This window comes from Natronospirillum operosum (genome assembly GCF_004768465.1).
Lineage (GTDB): Bacteria > Pseudomonadota > Gammaproteobacteria > Pseudomonadales > Natronospirillaceae > Natronospirillum > Natronospirillum operosum.
The window spans coordinates 806,876-829,028 of record NZ_SRMF01000001.1 but is presented as its reverse complement, the minus strand read 5'-3'; the positions used below and the strand labels follow the sequence as shown (position 1 = coordinate 829,028).

Below are 22,153 nucleotides of genomic sequence, written 5' to 3'. Positions count from 1 at the left end.
GAGGAAAATTAACATGACCCATGTCCCAATTGCTGATCAACCGATGGATGATCACCATCCGACCAGCTTCGTAGCCAAGTATGTCTGGAGTCAGGATCACAAGGTCATTGCCATTCAATATGCCGTGATAGCCATCTTCGTCGGCGTGGTGGCCCTGATTCTGTCGGCCTTCATGCGGTTGCAACTGGGCTTCCCGGATACCTTCAGCTTCATCAACCCCAATACCTATCTGCAGTACATGACCATGCACGGCATGATCATGGTGGTCTACATGCTGACGGCGCTGCTGCTGGGCGGGTTCGGCAACTACCTGATTCCGCTGATGGTGGGGGCCCGGGACATGGCCTTCCCCTACCTCAATATGCTGAGTGTCTGGTTCTACTTTGTCTCGGTCATTATTCTGCTGGCCAGCTTCTTCGTGACCGGTGGCCCGACAGGGGCCGGCTGGACGCTCTACCCGCCACAGACCATTCTGCCCGGCACGCCCGGCAATGAATGGGGCATCATTCTGATGATCCTGTCGCTGGCCGTGTTCATCGTCGCCTTCACCATGGGCGGCCTGAACTATGTCACCACCATCATGCAGGCGCGTACGCACGGCATGACCCTGATGCGGATGCCGCTCACCATCTGGGGCATCTTCATTGCCTCCTGGATGGGCTTGCTGGCCTTCCCGGCGCTACTGGTGAGTGCCATCATGATGGCCATGGACCTGCTGCTCGGCACCAGTTTCTTCATGCCGACCCTGGTGTCGCTGGGGAATGCTGTTGACCACAGCGGCGGCAGTCCGCTGCTGTTCCAGCACCTGTTCTGGTTCTTCGGCCACCCGGAAGTCTATATCGTCGCCCTGCCCGCTTTCGGCATGGTGTCCGATGTTCTGGCAACACATGCGCGCAAGAACATCTTCGGCTACCGCATGATGGTCTGGGCCATTGTCATCATTGGCGCCCTGAGCTTCCTGGTCTGGGCGCACCACATGTATGTGAGTGGCATGAACCTGCCCTTCGGCTTCTTCTTTGCCACCACCACGCTGATCATCGCCGTACCCACGGCACTCAAGGTCTACAACTGGACGCTGACGCTGTGGCAGGGCAACATCAGGCTGACCCCGCCCATGCTGTTTGCCATCGGCTTCATCTTCACCTTTATCCACGGCGGGCTGACCGGCCTGTTCCTGGGCAATGTGATTGTTGATGTGCCGCTGGCCGACACCATGTTCGTGGTGGCGCATTTCCACATGGTCATGGGCGTCTCCACCGTCATGGTCATCTTTGCCGCCATCTATCACTGGTATCCGCTGATCACCGGCCGCATGATGCATGAAGGCATGGCCAGAGTTCACTTCTGGACCACCTTCCTGGGTTCCTATGCCGTCTTCCTGCCAATGCACTATCTGGGCTTCATGGGTGTACCCCGGCGCTATTTCGCCATGGGTGACACGGCCTTCATGCCGGAATCCACCCATGCCCTGAATGCCAGCATTACCGTCTTTGCGCTGATCCTGATTGCCTTCCAGGCCGTCTTTATCCTCAACCTGATCTGGACGCTCAGGCACGGCCGCGAGGCGGGCAAGAACCCCTGGGGTGCCACCTCGCTCGAGTGGCAGACCCCGGATGTGCCCCCGAAACATGGCAACTGGGGTGACAAGCTGCCGGTGGTGCATCGCTGGGCCTATGATTACAGCGTGCCCAATTCGACGCAGGACTTCATTCCCCAGACGGTGCCGCAGGGTGAGATGCTGGAGAAATCCGCCGCCGGGCAGACCGAGGGCAAGTCGTCATGAACCTGATCGCACGTCTCACCGAGCGTTCCTGGGATCCGGCCACCAGCGCTGCCGCAGCAGCCTCGGCTACCGGACCCGAGGACGTCTTTGCCGGCCGCCAGACCATGCTGCATATCTTTCTGGTGATTGTCAGCGTGATATTCATGCTGTTCTTCCTGACATTCATCGCGCACTCGCAGTATCCGGGCTTTGAAACCCTGACCGGTGAACCCTGGAAGCCTCTGGCCAGCACCACCCAGCTCTGGATCAACACCGGTGTACTGGTACTCGCCAGCCTGATGATGCATCTGGGCCTGACCAGGGCGCGCCAGGGCCAGATGGGCCAGGCGATCGGTTTCACGCTGGTGGCGGCCTTCTTCTCGCTGCAGTTCATGCTGGCCCAGTTGTGGCTGTGGCGCGATCTGCACAGCATGGGCCATACCTTGGTCAGCAACCCGTCGCACAGCTATTTCTATCTGATGACGGGTGTGCATGCACTGCATCTGGCGGGCGGCCTGGTTATCATGCTCGGAGCACTGGTCTTGATCTGGCGCCGTGCGGCCATCGAGCGGCTGGAGCGCAGCCTGAAGCTCTGTTCCACCTACTGGCATTATCTGCTGGGTCTGTGGCTCGTCCTGTTCGTGCTGCTGACCCGGTCTCCGGAAACCTACAGAACCATAGCCATTCTTTGCGGTTTGGGGTGACAGAACCATGACAGCGAAAACGGATAAATCAGAGGTGCAGAGTACCTGGGACGGCGTGGTAGCCGACTGGTCGGCAGACAAGGAAACCTTTGCCATGCCCTGGGGCAAGCTGATGATGTGGATCTTCCTGCTGGGGGATACCTTCATCTTCGGCATATTCCTGATCGGTTACATGGCGGTCAGAATGTCCGCTGTCGAACCCTGGCCCGACACCGAAGCCATCTTCACGATGACCATGTTCGGGCACGAGTTCCCGCTGCTGCTGATTGCGATCATGACCTTCATCCTGATCACCAGCAGTGGCACCATGGCCATGGCGGTCAACTACGGCTATCGGGGAGACAAGCGCAAGGCGGTCATGTTCATGGGGCTGACAGCCCTGCTCGGCGCCACTTTCCTCGGCATGCAGGTCTTCGAGTGGTACCAGCTGATCGTCCACTACGATATCCGGCCCTGGGGCAACCCGCATGGAGCCTCCCAGTTCGGTGCCGTATTCTTCATGGTCACCGGTTTCCACGGCCTGCACGTGCTGGGCGGGGTGATCCTGCTGATCGTGATGGCAATCAGAGTACACCGAGGCCTATATGACAAGAAGGGCTATGCCGTCGTCGAGATCACTGGTCTCTACTGGCACTTTGTAGACCTGGTGTGGGTATTCATATTCGCATTCTTCTACCTGCTGTAGGAGGCAGACATGACCACTGAAACACATCATACGCCGCCGATCAGCCTGTTTCTCAAGGTATGGGGCCTGCTCTTCGTACTCAGTTTCTTCTCCTATCTGGTGGAATACATCGGTATTGAAGGCTTCTGGCGCTGGACCCTGGTGCTGTTCTTCATGGTGCTCAAGGCCTGGGTAATCCTGCGTGTATTCATGCACGTCAAATGGGAGCGACTGTCGCTCCAGTTGTTGCTTGGGCTGCCCACACTGGTGATTTTTGTGCTGGTTGCCATTTCTGCCATTGAAGGCAATTACATCCACAATCTGCGGCTGGAATTCTTCTTCCGCTGAACATGACGTGACGACACCATGGCTACGCTGACGCCACGTACCCGACTGCTGCTGGTCCTGCTGTCCCTCGGCCTGTGCCTGGGGCTTGCAGTGACCGGCTGGCTGATCTACCGAGCCCAGGCATTGCCCGAGGTACAGGGAGTCGTTATGGGCCGGGCGGCCGCGATGCCCGAGTTCACCCTGACCGATCACCGGCAGGAACCCTTCAGCAACGAAAACCTGCAGGGCCGCTGGCACCTGCTGACCTACGGCTTCACCCATTGTCCCGACATCTGCCCCGGCACCCTGGCGGCCATGGCCTCCGTGGTGCGTCAACTGGAGCAGGATGGCAGTCCCTATGATGATCTGGACCTGCTGTTCTACACTGTTGATCCCGAGCGTGACACGGCGTCAGCGCTCGCCGACTATGTGCCCTTCTTTCATCCCCGGGCCACCGGGCTGACCCTCAACGGCCATGTATACAATCGCTTCGAAGCGTTCGAGCGCAGCCTGGGCATCGTCTACGAGATTCCCGAGTTCGATCGTTTTGGCGAGCCCTATCCGGATGACAGCTATCCGGTCAACCATGGCGTCAAGGTCTACCTGCTGAACCCAGGGGGTCGCCTGCAGGCGGTGTTCGAGCCCGCCTATTCCGAACATGGCATGGTCCACTTCTCTGCCACCACACTGCTGCGGGACTATCTGAGAGTGCGCCAGCATCTGGACGGCTGACACCCCCGCACAACAGGGTTCCTGTATTATCCAGGACATCCCTGAACCCACAGGGCGACTCAAACAGGTTACAATGCTGCAGTAACGGATTGGGGAGACCTGCCACTCGATGGATCTCAGTAACCAGATCATTCTGTTTGTCGGGCTGCTGTTTCTGGTCAGCATTACCGCCAGCATTCTGTCTGCACGCATTGGTGCCCCGCTGCTGCTGGTGTTCCTGGTCATCGGCATGGTGCTGGGCGAAGAAGGCCTGGGCCTGATGTTTCAGGATATTCAGCTCGCCCACCTGATCGGCAGCCTGGCGCTGGCGGTGATCCTGTTCGACGGTGGCCTGCATACGGACCGCAACAACTTCCGGGTCGGCCTCAAGCCTGCCGTGTCGCTGGCCACCGTTGGCGTGCTGGTGACGGCTGTGCTGACCGGCCTGCTGGCAACCTGGGTGCTGGGTCTGCCGCCACTCTACGGGCTGCTGATGGGTGCCATCGTCGGCTCCACCGACGCGGCGGCGGTATTCTCGCTGCTGCACACGGCCAAGCTGGAGCTGAAGCAGCGGGTGGCGGCAACGCTCGAGATCGAGTCCGGCAGCAACGATCCCATGGCCATTTTCCTGACCGTGGTATTACTGGAGCTGATTCTGTCCGGTCAGACCGGCCTCGACCTGATGGTGCTGTTCGAGTTCCTGCGTCAGATGGGCCTGGGGGCTCTGCTCGGCATTGGCGGCGGCTGGGTGGCCGCCCGCGCCATCAATGCCCTGCCCCTGTCGCCAGGGCTGTATCCACTGCTCGCACTGGCTCTGGGGCTGACCCTGTTCGGTGCCACATCGGTTGCCGGCGGCAGCGGCTTCCTGGCCATCTACCTGGCCGGTGTCCTGATGGGCAACAGCCGGATGCAGTCGGCGCAGAACATCCGCCGCTTCCACAACGGCATGGCCTGGATGAGTCAGATCATCATGTTCCTGATGCTGGGCCTGCTGGTCACTCCCAGCGAGCTGCTGCCGACCAGTCTGGAAGCACTGATCATCGCCCTGGGCCTGATCTTCATAGCACGCCCGATTGCGGTGGTGATCAGCCTGTTTCCATTTCGTTTTGCCTGGCGCGAACAGCTGTTCATCAGTTGGGTGGGTCTGCGCGGTGCAGTGCCCATCATCCTGGCCATCTTCCCGCTCCTGATGGGCGCCGAAGGTGCCAGCACCTTCTTCAATGTCGCCTTCTTCGTGGTGCTGGTGTCGCTGGTGCTGCAGGGCTGGAGTCTGCCCTTCGTGGCCCGCTGGCTGCAGGTCGACATTCCGCCGAATGCCAATATGGTACAGCGGGTCGAGCTGGATATTCCCGGGCAGCCCGAGTACGAACTGGTGGGCTATCAGATTACCGGTGAAAGCCCGGTACTGAACCGCCCGCCGGCCGAGCTGACGTTGCCGGAAGGCGTCAAGCCGGCCTTGCTGGTACGGGAAAAACGCGTCATGAGTGTCTACGAATGCGGCACCCTGAACCTGGGCGACACCATCTACCTGGCCTGCCCGCAATCACAGATTGCGCTGCTGGACCGGGTCTTTGTGACCGTCAAGGTGCCCGGCCGCCTCAGCGACAAGAAGTTCTTCGGCGAATTCGTGCTCAATGGCAACACCTCGCTGGAGGCGCTGGCCATGATGTATGGGTTCCCTCTGCCGGAAGACAGCAAGGGCCATACCCTGCACTCCTATCTGAACCGGAAGTTCGATCGTCCTGTGGTGGGTGATCGAGTCAGGCTGGGCAGCATCGAGCTGGTCGTACGTGACATGCAGGGCGACCGCTGCGAGAAGGTCGGCCTCAAGTTGCTGGCCTGACTCTCTGAAGCTGTGGAGCTGACTAGAGCCCGCCGCGTATCTGGCGGCGCTCTGTGCAGGCGGCATGGATGGCCTCATCATCCGCATCCGGAGCTGTGACCTCCGGCCGCACAATGGGCCTCCCCAGCAAATCTGCAGCCTGGTCCAGACTGCCGGCATTGCGCACCTTCACGTAGTCCATATTGCGCAGGCTGGTCTCGGCCCGCCCGGCGGCCGAGGCACTGCTACCGTACAGTACTATGGATTCGCTCTCCCCGATGCCCAGTTCCTGCACGCCCAGCACGATACAGTCCCAGTCTATATGCCGCGCCCCTTCCACATGCCGTATGGCCCATTGCGGCCTTTCCCGGGTGTCGATGATGTGGGCGTTGCTCAGATCAAAATCCGTATCAGGCTCGGGCGCGCAGGCAGTGAAAATGAGCATCGCTACAGATAACGGTATAAATTTTGAGAGGGTTATCTTCACCGCTTACGGATCACCAGACTGCCAATCGAATAGCCGGCACCGAAGGAGCAGATCACGCCGTAATCCCCGCTCTGCAGGTCCTCGTGATACAGACTGAAGGCAATGATGGACCCAGCCGAGGCCGTATTGGCGTATCGGTCCAGCACTATGGGTGCCTCGTCACCGTCTGCCGGTCGGCCCAGCAGCTTTTTGGTGATCAGCTGATTCATGTTGATATTGGCCTGATGCAGCCACCAGCGCGTCACATCGGCCGGAGTCAGGTCATGGGCTTCGAGGTGTCCGGTGATGTGTGCTGCCGCCATCGGGCACACTTCCTTGAATACCGTCCTGCCCTCCTGATGGAACAGCGCGTCCGGGTCGAAGGGGTCGACATCCTGCGTGCGCGAGACATAGCCGAAATTGGAGCGGATGGCGTTGGAGAACACCGTCTTGGCGCGTGTGCCCAGAATCTCGTACTGATGTGCGCTCTGCGCCAGATCACCGCGCTCGATAACCACCGCCGTGGCCACATCACCGAAGATGAAATGGCTGTCACGGTCCCGGTAGTTGACCTGCGGTGAGGTCAGTTCCGGGTTGACCACCAGTACCCGCTGCGCGCTGCCGGACCTGATCATGTCATAGGCCCGGTGCTGGGCGAAGGTGGCGGCCGAACAGGCCACCAGCATGTCGAAACCGAAGCCCTCACAACCCAGTGCACTCTGCAGTTCGATGGCAATGGCCGGATAGGCACGCTCGGTGTAGGAACAGCTGACAATAACGGCATCCAGGTCCGAGCCCTCTATGCCGGCGGCTGCCAGTGCCTTGCGCGCGGCGTTCAGACCCATTTCGGCCTGGTGTGACAGCTCGTCATCGCGGCGCTTGGGAATACGGGGCCGCATGCGGTCGACATCCAGAATGCCGTCTTTCCGGTAGACATAACGCTGGCGGATACCACTGGCCTTCTCGATGAAATCCGGGTCGGATTTAGCCACCGGTTCCACCTTGCCGGCTTCTATGTCTGCCGCATGGGTCTCGTTGAACTGATCGGCATAGGCGTTGAGCACCTGCACCAGTTCCACATTGGTCAGGGTGTTTTCCGGGTTCCAGAGGCCTACGCCGCTGATAACGGCACTGATCGGATGTTCTGTATTGTGCTGGGACATGACCTCTTCTTCTCTTTGGCAAGTTGCCCGTCAGTTTAGACAGTCGGGGCAACACAGTCGACCATGGCAGCAGGGTCATACAACATTACCCCGGTGCTGTTCACAGGCCCTTGATTTCAGACCAGTATTTTTCCAGCCGCTTGGCCGAAATGGTTTCCACCGTGCCCAGTGACTGCGCAAACAGAGAGATTCTATACTCCTCGATACGCCAGCGGAAATCTTCCAGTTCCGGGCTGTAGCGCTGTTCCTTCTGCAGCTTCTCGGCCTTGGCCTGATAGCGGGACCAGAAGCCGTTCAGTTCCTCGATATACATCTGCTCGTGCGGCGATACGCCGCTGGCCCTGTTCAACCGCACCTGCATGCCTTCCAGATAGCGCTTGAGTTCATGTCGCCAGCGCCGCGGTGTGCGGCTGAAGAAGCCGGCATGGACCATCTGTTCCAACTGCGCCTTGATATCGGCATACATGAAGGCCAGGGCAAAGTTGACCTTGCCCTTCAGCGCCTTGCTGACCTGATGCTTGAGCGCCAGTATCTCGTGCAGTTCCAGCGCCAGGCGCTCGGCATGCTCGGTCAATTCCGCCCGCCCCTGCTCCAGGGCCTGTTCGAAGCCGGCCTGGGTGCGAACAGTGCAATCACCCTGCCCGTTTTCGGCCACGGCTTCCAGCAGGATGGCGGTCAGCAGGTCGTCCTGCAGATCCCGGACCTGCCCCTGGGGCGCAAAATAGAGCGCCGTCTGTTTGAACTTCGGCAGTCGACCGGTCAGCCAGTCGAGCTGCTCGGCCAGTCGAAAACGAGCCAGCCGCGCCACGCCGAAAGCATGCTGACGTTCGGCATAGCAGGCGTCCATGAACAGTTCCACCGCCACCGAATGCATCTTGTCGACCAGCGCCGGCCAGGTACTGATGGTCATGCCGGCCTGTTTGACACCATAGGTGTCCGGCAGGTCACCACAGGTCCAGTCCGTCAGTCCTGTCTGCTCCAGGGCCGACGCCTCGCGTTGGGTCGGGCGCACCTCGACATGTGCCACCTCGGCCCGCAACCGGTCCAGATCCCGTCCTTCGGCCAGCGTCTTTCCATCCTCGTCGACCACCCGCACATTGAACTGCAGGTGGGGCTCCAGATGGTCGCGGCGCCAGTCTTCCGGCTGGATGCGCACGCCCTTGAGGCGCAGCAGCCGCTGGCTCAGCACTTCGGTCAGGCCGACATCATCGGCCTCCACGCCTTCCAGAGCCTTGCGCACTGTATCCGGTACCGGCACCAGTTGGCGCCGAATGGCCTTGGGCAGACCGCGCACCAGCGCAATGGCCTTTTCTTCCAGCAGGCCCGGTACCAGCCAGTCGAGGCGGTCCTGCGTCAACTGACCAAGGGCCGCCAGCGGTACCTTGGCAGTGACACCATCATGCTGCTGCCCGGGCTCGAAGCGATAATCCAGTGGAATGGCCAGGCCATTGTGGCGAAACTCGTCGGGGTAAGCCTGCGCCACGGCTTCCGGTTCGTTCTGCCACACAATGGACTCGTCAAAATAGAGGGTATCGGCCTGCTCTGCCTCCGCCTCACGGCGCCATTTCTCGAATCCCTTGCCGTTGACGATGCCCTCCGGCAAGCGGGCGTCATAGAAGCTGAACAGAGCCTCGTCGTCGACCTTCAGATCGCGGCGCCGGGTCTTGTCCTCGACCGTCTCCACGGCTTCGAGCAGGGCCTGATTGTGGCGGAAAAACGGCGCCCTGGTCTGGTACTGCGCCTCGACCAAGCCCTGGCGGATGAAAATCTCCCGCGCATCACGGGGATCGACGGCGCCATAGTTGACCTTCCGCTGGCCGACAATGACCAGGCCATACAGCGTCACTTGCTCCCAGGCCATCACCTGCGCCCGCCTGGCCACAAAATGCGGTTCTGAATAGCTGCGCCTGATCAGATGCGGCGCCAGCGCCTCGCACCAGGCCGGATCAATACGGGCTGCCATGCGGGCATAGAGCTGGGTGGTTTCCACCAGTTCCGCCGCCATCAGCCATTTGGGCGGCTTCCTGTACAACGGCGAGCCGGGGAACAGAATCGACCGCCGCCCGCGCGCCAGGGTATATTCCTTGCCCTCCTTCCACTGCGCGATCTGACTCAGCAAGCCGGCCAGCAGGGCCCGGTGCAGAGACTCGTAGCCCGCCGGTTCGGTATTGAAGCGCAATCCGATATCGCGGCACATCAGGCGCAATTGACGATGCACCTCGCGCCATTCGCGCAGGCGCAGGAAATTCAGATACTCGCGCTTGCAGAACTGCTTGAGCTGATTGCTGCCCAGCGCCTGCCGCTGCGTCTCGAAGCGGTTCCACAGATGGATGACGGTGGCGAAGTCGGAGTCCCGATCTGCATCCTGGGCGTGCTTCTGCTGGGCCTGGGTCTGCTTGCCTTCCGGGCGCTCGCGCGGGTCCTGCGTGGCCAGAAAGGACACCGCAATCAGGGCTTCTTCCAGACTGCCCTGCTGCTCGGCTTCCAGCAGCATGCGGCCCAGCCTGGGGTCCACCGGCAACCGGGCCAACTGGCGGCCCAGCGGCGTAATGCCCTGCTGTTCATCGACGGCCTGCAGTTCATGCAACAGGGTATAGCCATCCTTGATCTGACGGCTGTCCGGCGGGTCGAGAAACGGGAACTCGTCCACCCGCCCGAGCTTCAGGTGCAGCATCTGCAGGATGACAGCGGCCAGGTTGGTGCGCAGAATCTCCGCATCGGTGAACTCGGGGCGCTGCCTGAAATCCTCTTCACTGTAGAGACGCAGACAGACCCCGGGCGCAATGCGGCCACAGCGTCCGGCACGCTGGTTGGCCGAGGCCTGGGAAATGGCTTCAATAGGCAGGCGCTGTACCTTGGAACGCGGACTGTAGCGCGAGATGCGGGCCACCCCGCTATCGATCACATAATGGATACCCGGCACCGTGATGGAAGTCTCCGCCACATTGGTCGACAGCACCACCCGTCGCCCCTTGCCGGGCCGAAAGACGCGCTGCTGGTCGGCGGCACTGAGGCGCGCATAGAGCGGCACCACATCCAGATGTGGCACACTGGCGTGACGCAGCGCCTGTGCCGCTTCGCGGATATCACGCTCGCCGGGCAGAAACACCAGGATATCCCCACCCTTCTGTGGTGTTGCACCGGCACGTTCGAGTTCGGCAATCTCCTCCACTGCCGCCACTATGGCTTCGGGGCCACCGGCAGCATAGTCCTCGTGCTCTATGGGCGGTCGATACAACACCTCGACTGGATAAGTCCGGCCCGTGACCTCGAATACCGGTGCATCATCGAAATGTTTCGAGAAGCGGTCCACATCAATGGTGGCCGAGGTGATGATGACCTTGAGATCAGGGCGCTTCGGCAGCAGTTGTTTCAGGTAACCGAGCAGAAAGTCGATATTGAGCGAGCGTTCGTGCGCCTCGTCAATGATCAGGGTGTCATAGCGGTTCAGAAAGCGGTCGTGCTGGGTTTCCGCCAGCAGGATGCCATCGGTCATCAGCTTGATCTGGGTGGAGGGCCCGGTATCGTCGGTGAAGCGCACCTGATAGCCCACCTGTTCACCCAGCGGCACCTGCAGCTCTTCGGCGATGCGGTTGGCCACCGAGCGGGCAGCCAGACGCCTGGGCTGGGTGTGGCCGATCAACCCGCGCTGGCCCAGGCCGGCCTGCAGGCAGATCTTGGGTAACTGTGTTGTCTTGCCGGAGCCGGTCTCCCCGGCCACGATCACCACCTGATTGGCCTCGATCGCAGCCCTGATTCGGTCCGCTTCGGCGCCCACCGGCAGGCTTTCGTCCACGTGGGCGGGCGGCGTCTGCTGCTGACGCTGTACCACGGCCTGCAGGCTGCGCTCGGTCGCGTCCAGCCAGCGCTCGAAGTCAGCCCGTATGTCAGCCCCGCAGCGCGCCTCCTGCTCCAGTGTCTGCAAGCGGCGCCCCAGCCGGTGCCGGTCGGTCGAAAGTACCTTGTCGGTGAGTTGGCGGGCCTGCCGCCAGTCGGGTTGAAAGGGTGTGGTTGCAGTGGGTTGAGCGGAAGATTCAGACATGCGGGGCATTATAGGGCAGGCGCCCCCTGCCTAGCCAGCGTCGGGGGCGCCTTCGGTGTCACGCTCGCGCTCAGTCGTCGCGCAGCTCGCGGCGCAGGACTTTGCCCACGGGGGTCTTGGGCAGCTCATCACGGCGTTCGAACAGGCGCGGTACCTTATAGGCGGTCAGGTGCTCCTTGCAGTGCCTGACCAGCTCCTCGTCGCTGACTTCACGGTTGGTCACCACAAAAGCCTTGACGGCTTCGCCGGTTTTCTCGTCCGGCACACCGATGACCGCCGACTCGACGACCGCCTCATGCTGCACCAGCACGTCTTCCACCTCGTTCGGGTACACGTTGAACCCGGACACCACCACCATGTCCTTCTTGCGGTCGACGATGCGCATGTAGCCATCTTCCTGGATCACGGCAATGTCGCCGGTGGAGAACCAGCCGTCGCTGGTCAGGGACTTTTCGGTTTCCTCGGGTCGATTCCAGTAACCGCGCATGACCTGAGGACCGCGCACACAGAGTTCGCCGGGCTCACCGACCGGCTGCGGCTCGCCGGCATCATTGACCACCCGCACCTCGGTGTCGGGGGCCGGCAGGCCAATGGTCCCCAGTTGGGCATGGCCCGGCGGATTGAACGACACCACGGGGGAGGTTTCGGTCAGTCCGTAGCCTTCACTGACAGTACAGCCGGTCATCTTTTCCCAGCGCTCGGCCGCATTGCGGGTCAGGGCCATGCCGCCGGAGATGGTGAGTTTGAGCTTGCTGAAATCCAGCTGCTGAAAATCCTCGTTATTCATCAGCGCCACGAACAGGGTGTTCAGACCGGCAAAGCCGCTGAACTGCCATTTGCGCAGTTCCTTGACGAAGCCGGGTATGTCGCGCGGATTCGGAATCAGCACATTGTGGTTGCCGGTTTCAAGTACCACCAGGCAATGCACGGTGAAGGCATAGATATGATACAGCGGCAGCGGTGCAACCAGCGTTTCTTCCCCGGGGGTCAGGGCCAGCTTGAAGAACTCATAGCACTGCAGCATGTTGGCAATCAGATTGCGATGGGTCAGCTCGGCGCCCTTGGCCACGCCGGTGGTGCCGCCGGTATATTGCAGCACCGCCAGATCATCCTGGGTACGTTCCACCGGATTGAACTGGCTGGCCGCGCCCTGGGCCAGGGCCTGGCGCAGCGGGGTGACGGCACTCTGGTCGAAGGCCGGCACCATCTTCTTGATCTTCTTGACCACGGTATTGATCAGCAGGCGCTTGAGCGGCGGATGAAAATCGGCGATTTCGGTACACAGGATCTGTTCTATCGGTGTCTTGCCCTTGACCCGAACCGCCTTGTCCGCCATGCCGGCATAGACCACCAGCAGACGCGCACCGGAATCATTGAACTGATGCTCCATTTCCCGTTCGGTGTACAGGGGGTTGGTGTTAACGACAACCAGGCCAGCCCGCATGGCCCCGAACACCACCACCGGGTACTGCAGGATATTGGGCAGTTGCACGGCGATTCGATCGCCCGGTTCGAGATCAGTATGGTTCTGCAACCAGGCGCCGAAATCCGCACTCATGCGATCCAGCTCACCATAGGTCAGCGTTCTGCCCATACAGGAAAAAGCCGGTTTGTCTGCAAACTCCTTCAGACTCCTGTCCAGCAACTGAGGCACCGACTGGAACTGACTCAGGTCGATGGTTGCGTTCATTCCCTCGGGGTAAGTCACTTGCGGCAGCTTGGCGGCCATAGAAGCTCCTGTCTGTTGTTTAGGCTCCCTGTAGTCTAGAGGCTTATCAGTCCATCTTGAAGCCCGTGAACCTCTACCCTGGCTGATTCGGGGACCCAGAACAACAATGCAGGCCGTGAGCCTGCATTGTTGAGGAGTGCCGGGGTAATATCAGACCTTCAGGGTTTGTCTTCCTCGTCCTTCCTGTTGTCATCCGCCAGCGTATCGTCCAGCATGTCGTCGATATCATCATCGCTGATGTCGAACTCGTCATCGGCAAACGGGTCATCCTGTTCCAGAGGATCAACCCCACCCTGCCGTTCCGGCGCATCCTGTGCTGTCTGCTTCGCGCCACCGTCCTCACCCTCGTTGTCATCACCGATACCCAGTGATTCCAGATCGAAGTCGTCATCCAGCACGGACAGTTCGTCTTCGCTTTCAACATCACTGACCGTCGGTATATCGCTGGCCGCAGGCGCGCCCGCAGCCATGGCACGCAGCTCCCGATCCAGTTCGTCATCGGCTGCGCCCTTGCCTTCAACTTCGCTCAGGACGGCACGCTGACTGCGGCTGAGCTCATCATGCAATCTGGGATCATCGTCATCACGACCACCACCGAATTTTCTGTAGATGGCGTAGAAGACCAGCACGAATGCCAGACCACTGCCGGCTGCGATCAGATAGGGCATCCAGTCGACGGCCTCGGCTGGTGGTGGCTCGGTGTCCAGATCCGGCACCGCCGACTCTTCTGGCTCGGGTTCGGGGGCAGGCACCGGATCAGCGTCCGTTTCCGGTGCCGGTACAGTTTCAGGCTGCGGCTCAGGCTCCGGTCGAGCCGGTTCTTGCGGCGCCATCAGATCATCCAGACTGGGTACCGGTTCCAGTGCCACCGGGGGAACGGACTCCGGCTCAGGCTCCGGCACCGGCACCGGTGCAACCGTGGACACCTCTACCGGCATTCCGGCCTGGCCGGGGAAACTCAGATCCACGGGTGCAACCTGAATGCCACCGGTCCAGCGACTGGCGCCGGTGAACTGCACATCGACTTCGGCACTGTATTGCCCCTCACCGGCAAACGGCTCGATCTCGACCGACCAGTGCCCGGCTTCGCGGCGCTCGAACGCCTGCAGACGGGTGCTGCCATCCGGGCCGGTGACCTGGGCCACGATACGCCCGACCTCTGCCGGTATATCCGGCAGATTGGGGTACAGACGGATCTCGTAGGCCGCCTCCCCTGCCGACACTTCGGCACTGAGCGGCTGGCGCACATTGAGCGTGAACACCCGGCGGCGCTGGAAGCTCTGACCATCGACCTCAACCCGAAGCTGGTAGCTGCCGGCGTCCGAGGGCATGGTCAACTGGCCGACAAACTCGGGCGAGCCACGCTGCAATGACACGGTGCGCCTAACTTCACCCTCCTGCAGCAGACTGGCTTCGACCGTCATCAGGTCGAGGAAGTCACTGTCGGTCACCTGCCCTTCGGCATCATTCATCACGGCCCGCAAGGGGATGGTTTCGCCCGGCCCGACATTCAGCGGAATGGCATCCAGTTGCAGCGACAGTTCACTGACCACGGTAACCCGGGACTGCGGTCCCAGCGTGCCCTCAACCTGCCATTCGCCCGCCGCCGGCGTGCGGATGGTAATAACGTCATAGTTGTCGGTACTGACCCACTGGGTATGGGGCGGCGGATTGTCCGCCTCGAAACGCTCACCCGAAGGGCTGATCAGTACGATGTTCTGGTCACCTTCATGAAACACGGCCGCTGTCATTTCACTGATGGTGCTGTCGATCAGAAAGCGCTGATCTTCGTCGATACCGACTTCTTCCTGCGTCCCGAGCGAAATGTTCAGAATCTGCATCAGCAGCGCCAGCATGTCTTCCGGGTGCTCTGCCACAGCGCTGAGACCACCGGTCTGACTCGCCACCTGCTCCATGAAGGTGCGGTCCTTGTACTCGCTCAGCGCAATGGTATGAATGACACTGTTGTGCTCACGCAGGCGCGGCACAATCTCTTCCAGAATGCGGGTACGCTCGGCGCGGCTGGCGGCGGCATCGGGCTCGATATTGACCAGGCCGTCACTGAGCAGGATGTAGGTCTTGGGGTTGTGACCGGTGCTCCAGTCGAGATCAAAACTGGCGGTTTCGAAGGCGCCGCCGATATTGGAGTTGAAGCCGGGCGAGCCGATCTCCTGCGCCCGCGCCCGCGCGCGCTGCCGCCAGTCCGCATTCACCGTGCCATAGGGCACCAGCATGTTGACGTAGCGGCCGAAGGTCCAGAGCCCGGAGCGACTGCCTTCCGGCATGAGTTCAAACAGCAGATGGGCTGCGGGCAGGCGCAGATTGTCCGGATCATTCTCTGCCATGTCACTGGACACATCGACCAGTATGCGCAGATCGAAAGGAGGCTGCTGTTGCCCCCAGGCCGGCAGGGCCAGCACCAGTGCCAGCACAATACAACCGATGCGATACTTCCAGGCTGCCGTCATCTGCCCTAACACTCCTCAATTCAGCAGGGCGGCTGTACCGCCCGATGGTCAGATAATCTGCTGCAGGAAACGCCGCCCCTGTTCGGTCACATACCAGCGCACGCCCTTGATACCATTGACCCGGCCGGCCATGCCACGCGATACCAGCAGATTCAGTGTCTTGGTGACCGTGCCCTCGTCATAGTCGGTATCAACGCACAGGCCACGCAAGGAACGGAATATGTATCGGCCGCTGCCCAGACTCTTTAAGACATTGGTGGCCGTGACATCAACTTCGTCGGGTTCCGGAATGACGCCATGGTTATCATCCTCGGTCGACTCGTTTTCGGTTTCGCTTTCGATCAGCGGGCTCATCTGCAACTGAAAGTTGTGCATGCCCACTTCAAGGGTCTCGGCACGTTCACGCGCTTCGCGGGCCACCTGCAGGATGCGGTCAGTCGTACTGACAATGAACACTCGGGAAGCCAGGGCTGCGATCAGACAGAAACCGGCAAACAGTACCAACTGGCCGGGATCACCCTGACTCTGGTTGACCAGATCACTGCCCAGCAGGCTCAGCACCACCGGCATCAGAAACGAGGCCGCACCACCGACCACCAGGCTGCGCGGCAGGCTGACGATTTCCGGGTCGTGCTGGCCGTGCAGGTAGTAATTCACCAGCCCGCCAAACACCCCGGCCATCAGCATGACCGCAATCAGAACCAAAACATGACTTGCCATTTCGACTTACTCCTTAACCTCGTCTTTATTCTTCTCGTCGGTGCCATCATCGGCGGACCGGCGACGCCAGCGCCAACCGAACTCAAGTATTTCCTTGACCAGGGTCACCACTGCAATAACCAGTATAACGGCCAGCAGGGGCTGTAACTCCAGCAGAGCCGCACTCGGGCCAGTATCCATGAAGGCGAAGGCCCCCACAATGATCACTGGTGCGAAATACACTTCCGGATCCTCGCCCCGCCAGGGCACCACCAGGATGGCGAGCAGGGTGGCACGCAGGAAAAAGCGCATGTTGCGACCCGGCATCCAGCGAATGCCCAGCCACAGCAGCACATAGAGCAGCGTGCCAACCACCCCGTAAATGACCCAGCCCAGCATGTAGTTTGTGTAGTCTTCCATCAGTTCACCTTGAATATGATGTGGTCTTCCCACTCGTCTTCCGGCACGCTGTCATCGGGCATAATAGGCCACTGCTGCACAGATTTCCCCTTTTTCAGCGTCGACAGCGGCTTGTCGGTTCGCAGCGGATGCCAGCTCGGAAGGTCATGGCCCTCGTGCAACAGCCGATAGGCGCAGGTATCCGGCAGCCAGAACAGCTGGTCCAGATCATCCGGGGTCAGCCAGATACAGTTGGGCACCTTCTGCTGCCGTTCACTGTAGACCCGACACCGGCAGTTGGCATCCAGATAGCGGCAGACAAGACGGGTATACCAGACCTCCCCGCTGTCTGCGTCTTCCAGTTTCTGCAGGCAGCATTTGGCGCAGCCGTCGCAAAGACTTTCCCATTCATCCGTGGTCATCTCGGACAGCGTCTTGCGCTGCCAGAAAGGCGCCTCGGAACTCATGTAATATCCCGATACCGGTCAGCGGTGTCGCGGTACAGGTCCAGCATGTAGTCATCACCGGCCGGCGGCATCTGCAGGTAGTAGCCCCTGGTGGCCAACTGTTCGAGCACCCGCGTCGCTTCCACCCGGGCCAGACGACGCTCGGCCGTCAGCAGCATGTCCATGACCTGTTTCGGCTTGCCGAAATGGGCCAGCAGGTCTTCGGGAACGTCCTGCAGACCTCTGGCCTTGATCACGTAGAGATACATTTCCGGCTTGTGTGGCGAGCGATAGATACGGACCAGTTGTCGTTCCATGTCAGTCCTCCTGCTCCACCGAAATCTGCAGCCGCTGCTGCAGGCGCTCACTGAGGAGGTCCCCGAACAGGGCCCAGCGCCAGCCGGACCAGGCTGCGGGCACATAGGCGGCATGCCCCTGTGACCGTTCCAGCACGAAGCGCTCCAGATCCCGCTTGCGAGTCAGATATTCGCGGGGCAGGCCCTGCTCTTTGGCCAGCTCTGTCAGCACCGCGCGCATGGACTGGAAATGATCCGTCAGCGCGCGCGGCAACGGCGGTTGAATGCGCTCGGGGTACTGGCTGCTGTCGACCGTATGCGAGGCCTGAATCAGAGCCAGCATCCAGTCACCTTCATGCCGCAGTACTCCGGGTCGGATCTCGGTAACCTGGCTGATGCGGTCCAGACTGTCGGGTCGTTTCTGCGCCAGCGTGACCAGATCGGGATCACTGACCACGGCCTTGCGATTGCGATCCAGTATCCGACAGCGCTCTTCCCTCTTCTGCGCCAGTTGCTGCAGCAGCCAGAGCCGGTTGCCATTGAGCTCGAAGGCCTGCCGTAACTGCAGATAATACTGGCTGTCATCACGCTGCAGGACCCGACTGGCCAGGCGGTCGGTGTCTTCCTGCAGCCAGCTCAGTCGATCCAGATCAACCAGCGCCTGACGCATGGCCGGATACAGCCGATACAGGTAGGTCACGTCGTTCACCGCATACTGGCACTGCTGCTCGCTCAGCGGCCGCTGCAACCAGTTGCTGCGGGTCTGATCCTTGGGCACTTCGATATCCAGCCGCTCGGCCACCATGCGGGCATAGCCCATGGACGCCTCGCCGGTGACAAAGCCCTGTATCAGTTGGGTGTCCATGACGCCCTGCACCGGCTCACCCAGCAGGCGGCCCAGAATCTCCAGATCTTCCTCGCCGGAGTGAAACACCTTCTCGCAGGCCGGGTCGGTCAGCCAGGGGCGCAGCAGGTCAGCCAGTCCGTCCAGCTCCAGCGGGTCAATCAGCATGCAGCCCTCGGCATCGGCGATCTGCAACAATCCCAGCGCGGGGTAATAGCTGCGCTCACGAAAGAATTCGGTATCGATGGCCACAAAGGGTTGCCGACGCAGACGCGTCACACAGTCTGCCAGTGCCTCGGGGGTGTTGATCCAGGTGTAATCGGTCATTCGGCATCCGTCTGTCGTGCAACCCGGCTGCTGAGCGCCACCGACAGCGTAGCCGGGTCCAGGTGATTGAGCGAGCGTCCCATGGGAACGCCCTGCGCCAGGGTGGAAAGGCTGACCTCGGGGCCGATCTGATCTGCAATGTACTGCGCCGTGGCCTCGCCTTCCACCTGGGTGCTGAGGGCCATGATCAGTTCCCGAATGCCACCGCCACGCACCTGTTCCAGCAACTGCGGTATACCCAGCTCTTCGGGGCCGATACCGTCCAGCGGCGACAGGTGACCATTGAGGACAAAATAGCGCCCGTTGAATACGCCGGTCTGCTCGATCTGGTACAGCTCATCCAGCGATTCCACCACACAGACGATTTGCTGATCGCGTTCGTCATCGGCGCAGATGCCACAGAGTTCGGTGGCGCTGAGCTGCCGACACTGCCGACAGGGCTGCAGGGTATCCAGAGCAGTACTCAGACTGCGCGCCAGCTCCGCCCCGGCGGCGCGATCACGCTGCAACAGATGCAGCGCCAGACGGCGAGCGGTCTTGGGACCTATGGTCGGCAACCGCCGCAGGGCGACGATCAACTGCTCCAGTGCTTCCATGGTCAGAACGGCATCTTGAAGCCGGGCGGCAGGTTCAGGCCCGAGGTCAGACCGGACATCCGGCTCTGCGATTCGCTTTCCACCTTGCGTACGGCGTCATTCATGGCGGCAGCGATCAGATCTTCCAGCATCTCCTTGTCATCGCTCAGCAGGCTGTCATCCAGCTCCACCTTGCGTACATCATGACGCCCGGTCATGGTGATGCGCACCATGCCTGCCCCGGATTCCCCGGTGACCTCCATGCTGGCAATCTCTTCCTGTGCCTTCTTCATCTGTTCCTGCATCTGCTGCGCCTGTTTCATCAGGTCGCCCATTCCACCTTTCATCATGGTCGTGCTCTCTGTCTGGCTACGATTTGAATTCTCTTCCCGTCATCAGGCCGTGCGCGAGCCATCAGTAACCGGCTCTACCGTGTCCGGCAACAACTGGCCATCCAGGTCCTGCACCAGCGTCATGACCAGAGGGTCATTTTCCAATGAGGCCCGGGCCGCCGCCAGGGCTTCCCGACGCTCCCGCTGCGCCCGCTGGTGAAAGGTCTCCGTATCTGCCTCGGCAAATTCGATACTGACCTGCAGTACTTCGATACCCAGCGCCTGCAAGGCGGCTTCGAGGCGCTCCCTGTAATGCGGTTCATACAGACGCTGATACTCGGGGTCCACATGCAGACGCAGCAAGCCGTCCTCGAAAGCGGTGACGACGGCATGCCGGACCATGTTCTCCATGACGCCACTCAGTTCCAGCGCCGGAATCAGATCCAGCCAGCAATCCGGCAGTGCTTCCGGCTCGTCGGCCAGGCGATCCAGAGCGCGCTGTGTGGCCACATCAAAGCGCAGCGGCAGCATTTCTGCAACCGGTGGCGGTTCGGCCTGTGCCGACGCCAACTCAAGCTCAGGCGCCTGCGGCTCCGGCTCGGGGGCGGTCGTTACCGGCGCGGACTGGATCTCGGGCTCGGCATCGGGGCCCCAGGGCAAATCGTCAACTGCCGGGGCTGTGGTCTCGGCCGTCGCCATGGCAGTGTCTTCGGCGGCCGGTTCAGCCGGCTCGGGGGCTTGCTCCACCGCAGCCGGATGCGCTTCCGACATGGCCGCAGGCGGCTCCGGATCCGCTGCAGATACAAGGGCTGCAGGCTGTTCAGAAGCAGCTGCGGGCGGTTCAGGTGCGGCCTCCGGAGCTGCTTCATCGGCGCTGGTGGCTGCGTTCGCCTGCGCACCGGGAGCCGGTACTGCGGGTTCGTCTGCACGCTCGACAGCGGCCCCTGTTTCAGCGCCGCCATCGGTAGCTGCCGAAGCAGCACCGGCGGCCGGTGTCAGCGCACCGGTCGGTTTTTCCGGGGCGAAGGCCAGCATGCGCAGCAGCGCCATCTCGAAGCCCTGCCGGGCCTCCGGTGCGGCTTCCAGGTCTCGATGCGCCTGCAGGCCGAGCTGATAGTAAAGCTGTATATCATCCGGCGCGAACCGGGCGGCCAGGGCGCGCAGACTCTCATCATGGGCGGGAGCCCGATAATCAGGCGCCAGTTGCATGATGGTCAGTTGATGCAGCAGCGCCAGAACATCGGCCATCATGGCCTGCCAGTCCGGGGTGAATTCCGCCAGCCGCTCGACGGCCTGCAACAGGGCCCGCGCATCCTGTCGGCACAGCGCCTCGATCAGAGCCAGCACCTGCCGGGTGTCGACGGTACCGAGCATTTCCGCCACCTCGGCTTCGCGCACTGCGCCCTGACCATAGGCAACGGCCTGATCGGTCAGGCTGAGGGCGTCACGCATGCTGCCCTGGGCCGCCTTGCCCAGATGCAGCAGGGCCGCAGCCTCGAATTCGATCTGTTCGCGCTGGAGAATATCCTGCAGATGACCGACCACCATGTCCGGCGTCATGCTTTTCAGGTTGAACTGCAGACAACGCGACAGCACCGTGACCGGCAGTTTCTGCGGGTCAGTGGTGGCGAGCAGGAATTTGACGTGTGGTGGTGGTTCTTCCAGTGTCTTGAGCAGTGCATTGAAACTGTGGTTGGACAGCATGTGCACCTCATCAATCAGGTACACCTTGAAACGGCCCCGTGTGGGCGCATACTGAACATTGTCGAGCAGTTCCCGCGTGTCCTCCACCTTGGTCCGCGAGGCCGCGTCCACCTCGATCAGATCCACGAAGCGGTTTTCGGCAATCTCGACACAGGACGAACAGACACCACAGGGCGTGGAAGACACGCCCTCTTCACAATTGAGACTCTTGGCAAACAGCCGCGCCAGTGTGGTCTTGCCCACACCTCGGGTGCCGGTAAACAGATAGGCGTGGTGCAGCCGATCCTGATCCAGCGCATTGACCAGTGCCTTGAGCACATGGCGCTGCCCGACCATTTCGGTGAATTGCTGCGGCCGCCATTTGCGGGCCAGAACCTGATAGCTCATGCGATATGGGTCTGCTGTTGCATCAGCCCGCTATGCTACCTTTTCGGTGCAATCAGTACCAGAGAAGCCAGTTCGCCGGATCCGTTTACAGGGGCCGGAAATGGAGATGGCCCGAACAGCCACACCCCGGCACATAACGTCACCACTACCGTTGCTCCCTTCCGGGCCTGGCGGGGTTCGTGGTTGGTCATTGCGGGGGGACCGAACGGGCCACCATAACAATGTGGGACTGACCAGTCAGTCCCGAGGCGCGGACTATACCTGCTGACGCGACCGGGCTCAAGAG

Annotated in this window: 19 protein-coding genes and 1 other RNA gene; 6 read left to right on the top strand and 14 right to left on the bottom strand. The window is 61.2% G+C overall.

What is annotated here, in order from left to right; translation table 11 throughout:
* The first annotated feature begins 13 nt into the window (after window positions 1-13).
* The 6 genes from E4656_RS03850 to E4656_RS03825 all read left to right on the top strand — a co-directional run bounded on the left by E4656_RS03850 (window position 14) and on the right by E4656_RS03825 (window position 6,011).
* Window positions 14-1,783: a cytochrome c oxidase subunit I gene (locus tag E4656_RS03850; RefSeq protein WP_135481327.1), complete on the top strand. Its 1,770-nt coding sequence runs from the start codon at window positions 14-16 to the stop codon at window positions 1,781-1,783.
* Entirely contained in the window at window positions 1,780-2,466 is a 687-nt protein-coding gene (locus tag E4656_RS03845) for a cytochrome c oxidase subunit 3 (protein ID WP_135481326.1), read from the top strand. Before E4656_RS03850 ends, E4656_RS03845 begins: the two co-directional genes overlap by 4 nt.
* A 7-nt stretch (window positions 2,467-2,473) precedes the next feature.
* Complete coding sequence (locus E4656_RS03840) at window positions 2,474-3,151, top strand: cytochrome c oxidase subunit 3 (protein ID WP_135481324.1); 678 nt, start codon at window positions 2,474-2,476, stop codon at window positions 3,149-3,151.
* A gap of 9 nt (window positions 3,152-3,160) precedes the next feature.
* A complete protein-coding gene (locus E4656_RS03835) occupies window positions 3,161-3,478 on the top strand; it encodes a cytochrome C oxidase subunit IV family protein (RefSeq protein WP_135481322.1) in 318 nt (105 codons plus the stop codon).
* A gap of 18 nt (window positions 3,479-3,496) precedes the next feature.
* Window positions 3,497-4,189, top strand: coding sequence for an SCO family protein (locus E4656_RS03830; protein WP_135481320.1), 693 nt, complete (start codon window positions 3,497-3,499; stop codon window positions 4,187-4,189).
* A 109-nt stretch (window positions 4,190-4,298) separates the two neighbouring features.
* Window positions 4,299-6,011: a potassium/proton antiporter gene (locus tag E4656_RS03825; protein WP_135481318.1), complete on the top strand. Its 1,713-nt coding sequence runs from the start codon at window positions 4,299-4,301 to the stop codon at window positions 6,009-6,011.
* Between the two features lie 22 nt (window positions 6,012-6,033).
* Here E4656_RS03825 and E4656_RS03820 read toward each other — a convergent pair whose 3' ends face one another.
* The 14 genes from E4656_RS03820 to ffs all read right to left on the bottom strand — a co-directional run bounded on the left by E4656_RS03820 (window position 6,034) and on the right by ffs (window position 22,074).
* Window positions 6,034-6,435: a rhodanese-like domain-containing protein gene (locus tag E4656_RS03820; RefSeq protein ID WP_135481316.1), complete on the bottom strand. Its 402-nt coding sequence runs from the start codon at window positions 6,433-6,435 to the stop codon at window positions 6,034-6,036.
* A gap of 38 nt (window positions 6,436-6,473) precedes the next feature.
* The gene (locus E4656_RS03815) at window positions 6,474-7,619 is read right to left on the bottom strand and encodes a beta-ketoacyl-ACP synthase III (RefSeq protein WP_135481314.1); all 1,146 of its coding nucleotides are present in this window, start codon (window positions 7,617-7,619) and stop codon (window positions 6,474-6,476) included.
* Window positions 7,620-7,719: 100 nt separating this feature from the next.
* Window positions 7,720-11,661, bottom strand: a complete 3,942-nt coding sequence (gene hrpA, locus E4656_RS03810) for an ATP-dependent RNA helicase HrpA (protein ID WP_135481312.1) — start codon at window positions 11,659-11,661, stop codon at window positions 7,720-7,722.
* A 70-nt stretch (window positions 11,662-11,731) separates the two neighbouring features.
* Window positions 11,732-13,390, bottom strand: a complete 1,659-nt coding sequence (locus tag E4656_RS03805) for an AMP-binding protein (protein WP_135481310.1) — start codon at window positions 13,388-13,390, stop codon at window positions 11,732-11,734.
* Window positions 13,391-13,548: 158 nt separating this feature from the next.
* A complete protein-coding gene (locus E4656_RS03800; protein WP_135481308.1) occupies window positions 13,549-15,858 on the bottom strand; it encodes a VWA domain-containing protein in 2,310 nt (769 codons plus the stop codon).
* A 48-nt stretch (window positions 15,859-15,906) separates the two neighbouring features.
* Window positions 15,907-16,578: a YEATS-associated helix-containing protein gene (locus tag E4656_RS03795; protein WP_135481306.1), complete on the bottom strand. Its 672-nt coding sequence runs from the start codon at window positions 16,576-16,578 to the stop codon at window positions 15,907-15,909.
* A gap of 6 nt (window positions 16,579-16,584) precedes the next feature.
* Window positions 16,585-16,977 carry a hypothetical protein gene (locus tag E4656_RS03790; protein ID WP_135481305.1) on the bottom strand — a complete coding sequence of 131 codons (393 nt, stop codon included), beginning with the start codon at window positions 16,975-16,977 and terminating at the stop codon, window positions 16,585-16,587.
* Entirely contained in the window at window positions 16,977-17,423 is a 447-nt protein-coding gene (locus tag E4656_RS03785) for a YcgN family cysteine cluster protein (protein WP_135481303.1), read from the bottom strand. The genes E4656_RS03790 and E4656_RS03785 overlap by 1 nt, the downstream gene beginning before the upstream one ends.
* Window positions 17,420-17,719 (bottom strand): YcgL domain-containing protein, encoded by a 300-nt coding sequence (locus E4656_RS03780; protein WP_135481301.1) that lies wholly within the window; start codon window positions 17,717-17,719, stop codon window positions 17,420-17,422. The genes E4656_RS03785 and E4656_RS03780 overlap by 4 nt, the downstream gene beginning before the upstream one ends.
* Before the next feature lies 1 nt (window position 17,720).
* Entirely contained in the window at window positions 17,721-18,869 is a 1,149-nt protein-coding gene (locus E4656_RS03775; protein WP_135481299.1) for a ribonuclease D, read from the bottom strand.
* A complete protein-coding gene (gene recR / locus E4656_RS03770; RefSeq protein ID WP_135481298.1) occupies window positions 18,866-19,465 on the bottom strand; it encodes a recombination mediator RecR in 600 nt (199 codons plus the stop codon). The genes E4656_RS03775 and recR overlap by 4 nt, the downstream gene beginning before the upstream one ends.
* Before the next feature lie 2 nt (window positions 19,466-19,467).
* Window positions 19,468-19,794 carry a YbaB/EbfC family nucleoid-associated protein gene (locus tag E4656_RS03765; RefSeq protein WP_135481296.1) on the bottom strand — a complete coding sequence of 109 codons (327 nt, stop codon included), beginning with the start codon at window positions 19,792-19,794 and terminating at the stop codon, window positions 19,468-19,470.
* Between the two features lie 45 nt (window positions 19,795-19,839).
* Window positions 19,840-21,867 carry a DNA polymerase III subunit gamma/tau gene (gene dnaX / locus E4656_RS03760; RefSeq protein WP_135481295.1) on the bottom strand — a complete coding sequence of 676 codons (2,028 nt, stop codon included), beginning with the start codon at window positions 21,865-21,867 and terminating at the stop codon, window positions 19,840-19,842.
* Window positions 21,868-21,977: 110 nt separating this feature from the next.
* Window positions 21,978-22,074, bottom strand: an RNA gene (gene ffs / locus E4656_RS03755) — signal recognition particle sRNA small type.
* Window positions 22,075-22,153: the final 79 nt, after the last annotated feature.

Coding starts and splice junctions, on each gene's coding strand:
- E4656_RS03785 (WP_135481303.1), bottom strand. CDS start 17,423: ATGAGTTCCGAGGCGCCTTTCTGGCAGCGCAAGACGCTGTCCGAGATG.
- E4656_RS03805 (WP_135481310.1), bottom strand. CDS start 13,390: ATGGCCGCCAAGCTGCCGCAAGTGACTTACCCCGAGGGAATGAACGCA.
- recR (WP_135481298.1), bottom strand. CDS start 19,465: ATGGAAGCACTGGAGCAGTTGATCGTCGCCCTGCGGCGGTTGCCGACC.
- E4656_RS03815 (WP_135481314.1), bottom strand. CDS start 7,619: ATGTCCCAGCACAATACAGAACATCCGATCAGTGCCGTTATCAGCGGC.
- E4656_RS03850 (WP_135481327.1), top strand. CDS start 14: ATGACCCATGTCCCAATTGCTGATCAACCGATGGATGATCACCATCCG.
- E4656_RS03800 (WP_135481308.1), bottom strand. CDS start 15,858: ATGACGGCAGCCTGGAAGTATCGCATCGGTTGTATTGTGCTGGCACTG.
- dnaX (WP_135481295.1), bottom strand. CDS start 21,867: ATGAGCTATCAGGTTCTGGCCCGCAAATGGCGGCCGCAGCAATTCACC.
- E4656_RS03765 (WP_135481296.1), bottom strand. CDS start 19,794: ATGATGAAAGGTGGAATGGGCGACCTGATGAAACAGGCGCAGCAGATG.
- E4656_RS03775 (WP_135481299.1), bottom strand. CDS start 18,869: ATGACCGATTACACCTGGATCAACACCCCCGAGGCACTGGCAGACTGT.
- E4656_RS03820 (WP_135481316.1), bottom strand. CDS start 6,435: ATGCTCATTTTCACTGCCTGCGCGCCCGAGCCTGATACGGATTTTGAT.
- hrpA (WP_135481312.1), bottom strand. CDS start 11,661: ATGTCTGAATCTTCCGCTCAACCCACTGCAACCACACCCTTTCAACCC.
- E4656_RS03825 (WP_135481318.1), top strand. CDS start 4,299: ATGGATCTCAGTAACCAGATCATTCTGTTTGTCGGGCTGCTGTTTCTG.
- E4656_RS03830 (WP_135481320.1), top strand. CDS start 3,497: ATGGCTACGCTGACGCCACGTACCCGACTGCTGCTGGTCCTGCTGTCC.
- E4656_RS03780 (WP_135481301.1), bottom strand. CDS start 17,719: ATGGAACGACAACTGGTCCGTATCTATCGCTCGCCACACAAGCCGGAA.
- E4656_RS03845 (WP_135481326.1), top strand. CDS start 1,780: ATGAACCTGATCGCACGTCTCACCGAGCGTTCCTGGGATCCGGCCACC.
- E4656_RS03835 (WP_135481322.1), top strand. CDS start 3,161: ATGACCACTGAAACACATCATACGCCGCCGATCAGCCTGTTTCTCAAG.
- E4656_RS03840 (WP_135481324.1), top strand. CDS start 2,474: ATGACAGCGAAAACGGATAAATCAGAGGTGCAGAGTACCTGGGACGGC.
- E4656_RS03795 (WP_135481306.1), bottom strand. CDS start 16,578: ATGGCAAGTCATGTTTTGGTTCTGATTGCGGTCATGCTGATGGCCGGG.
- E4656_RS03790 (WP_135481305.1), bottom strand. CDS start 16,977: ATGGAAGACTACACAAACTACATGCTGGGCTGGGTCATTTACGGGGTG.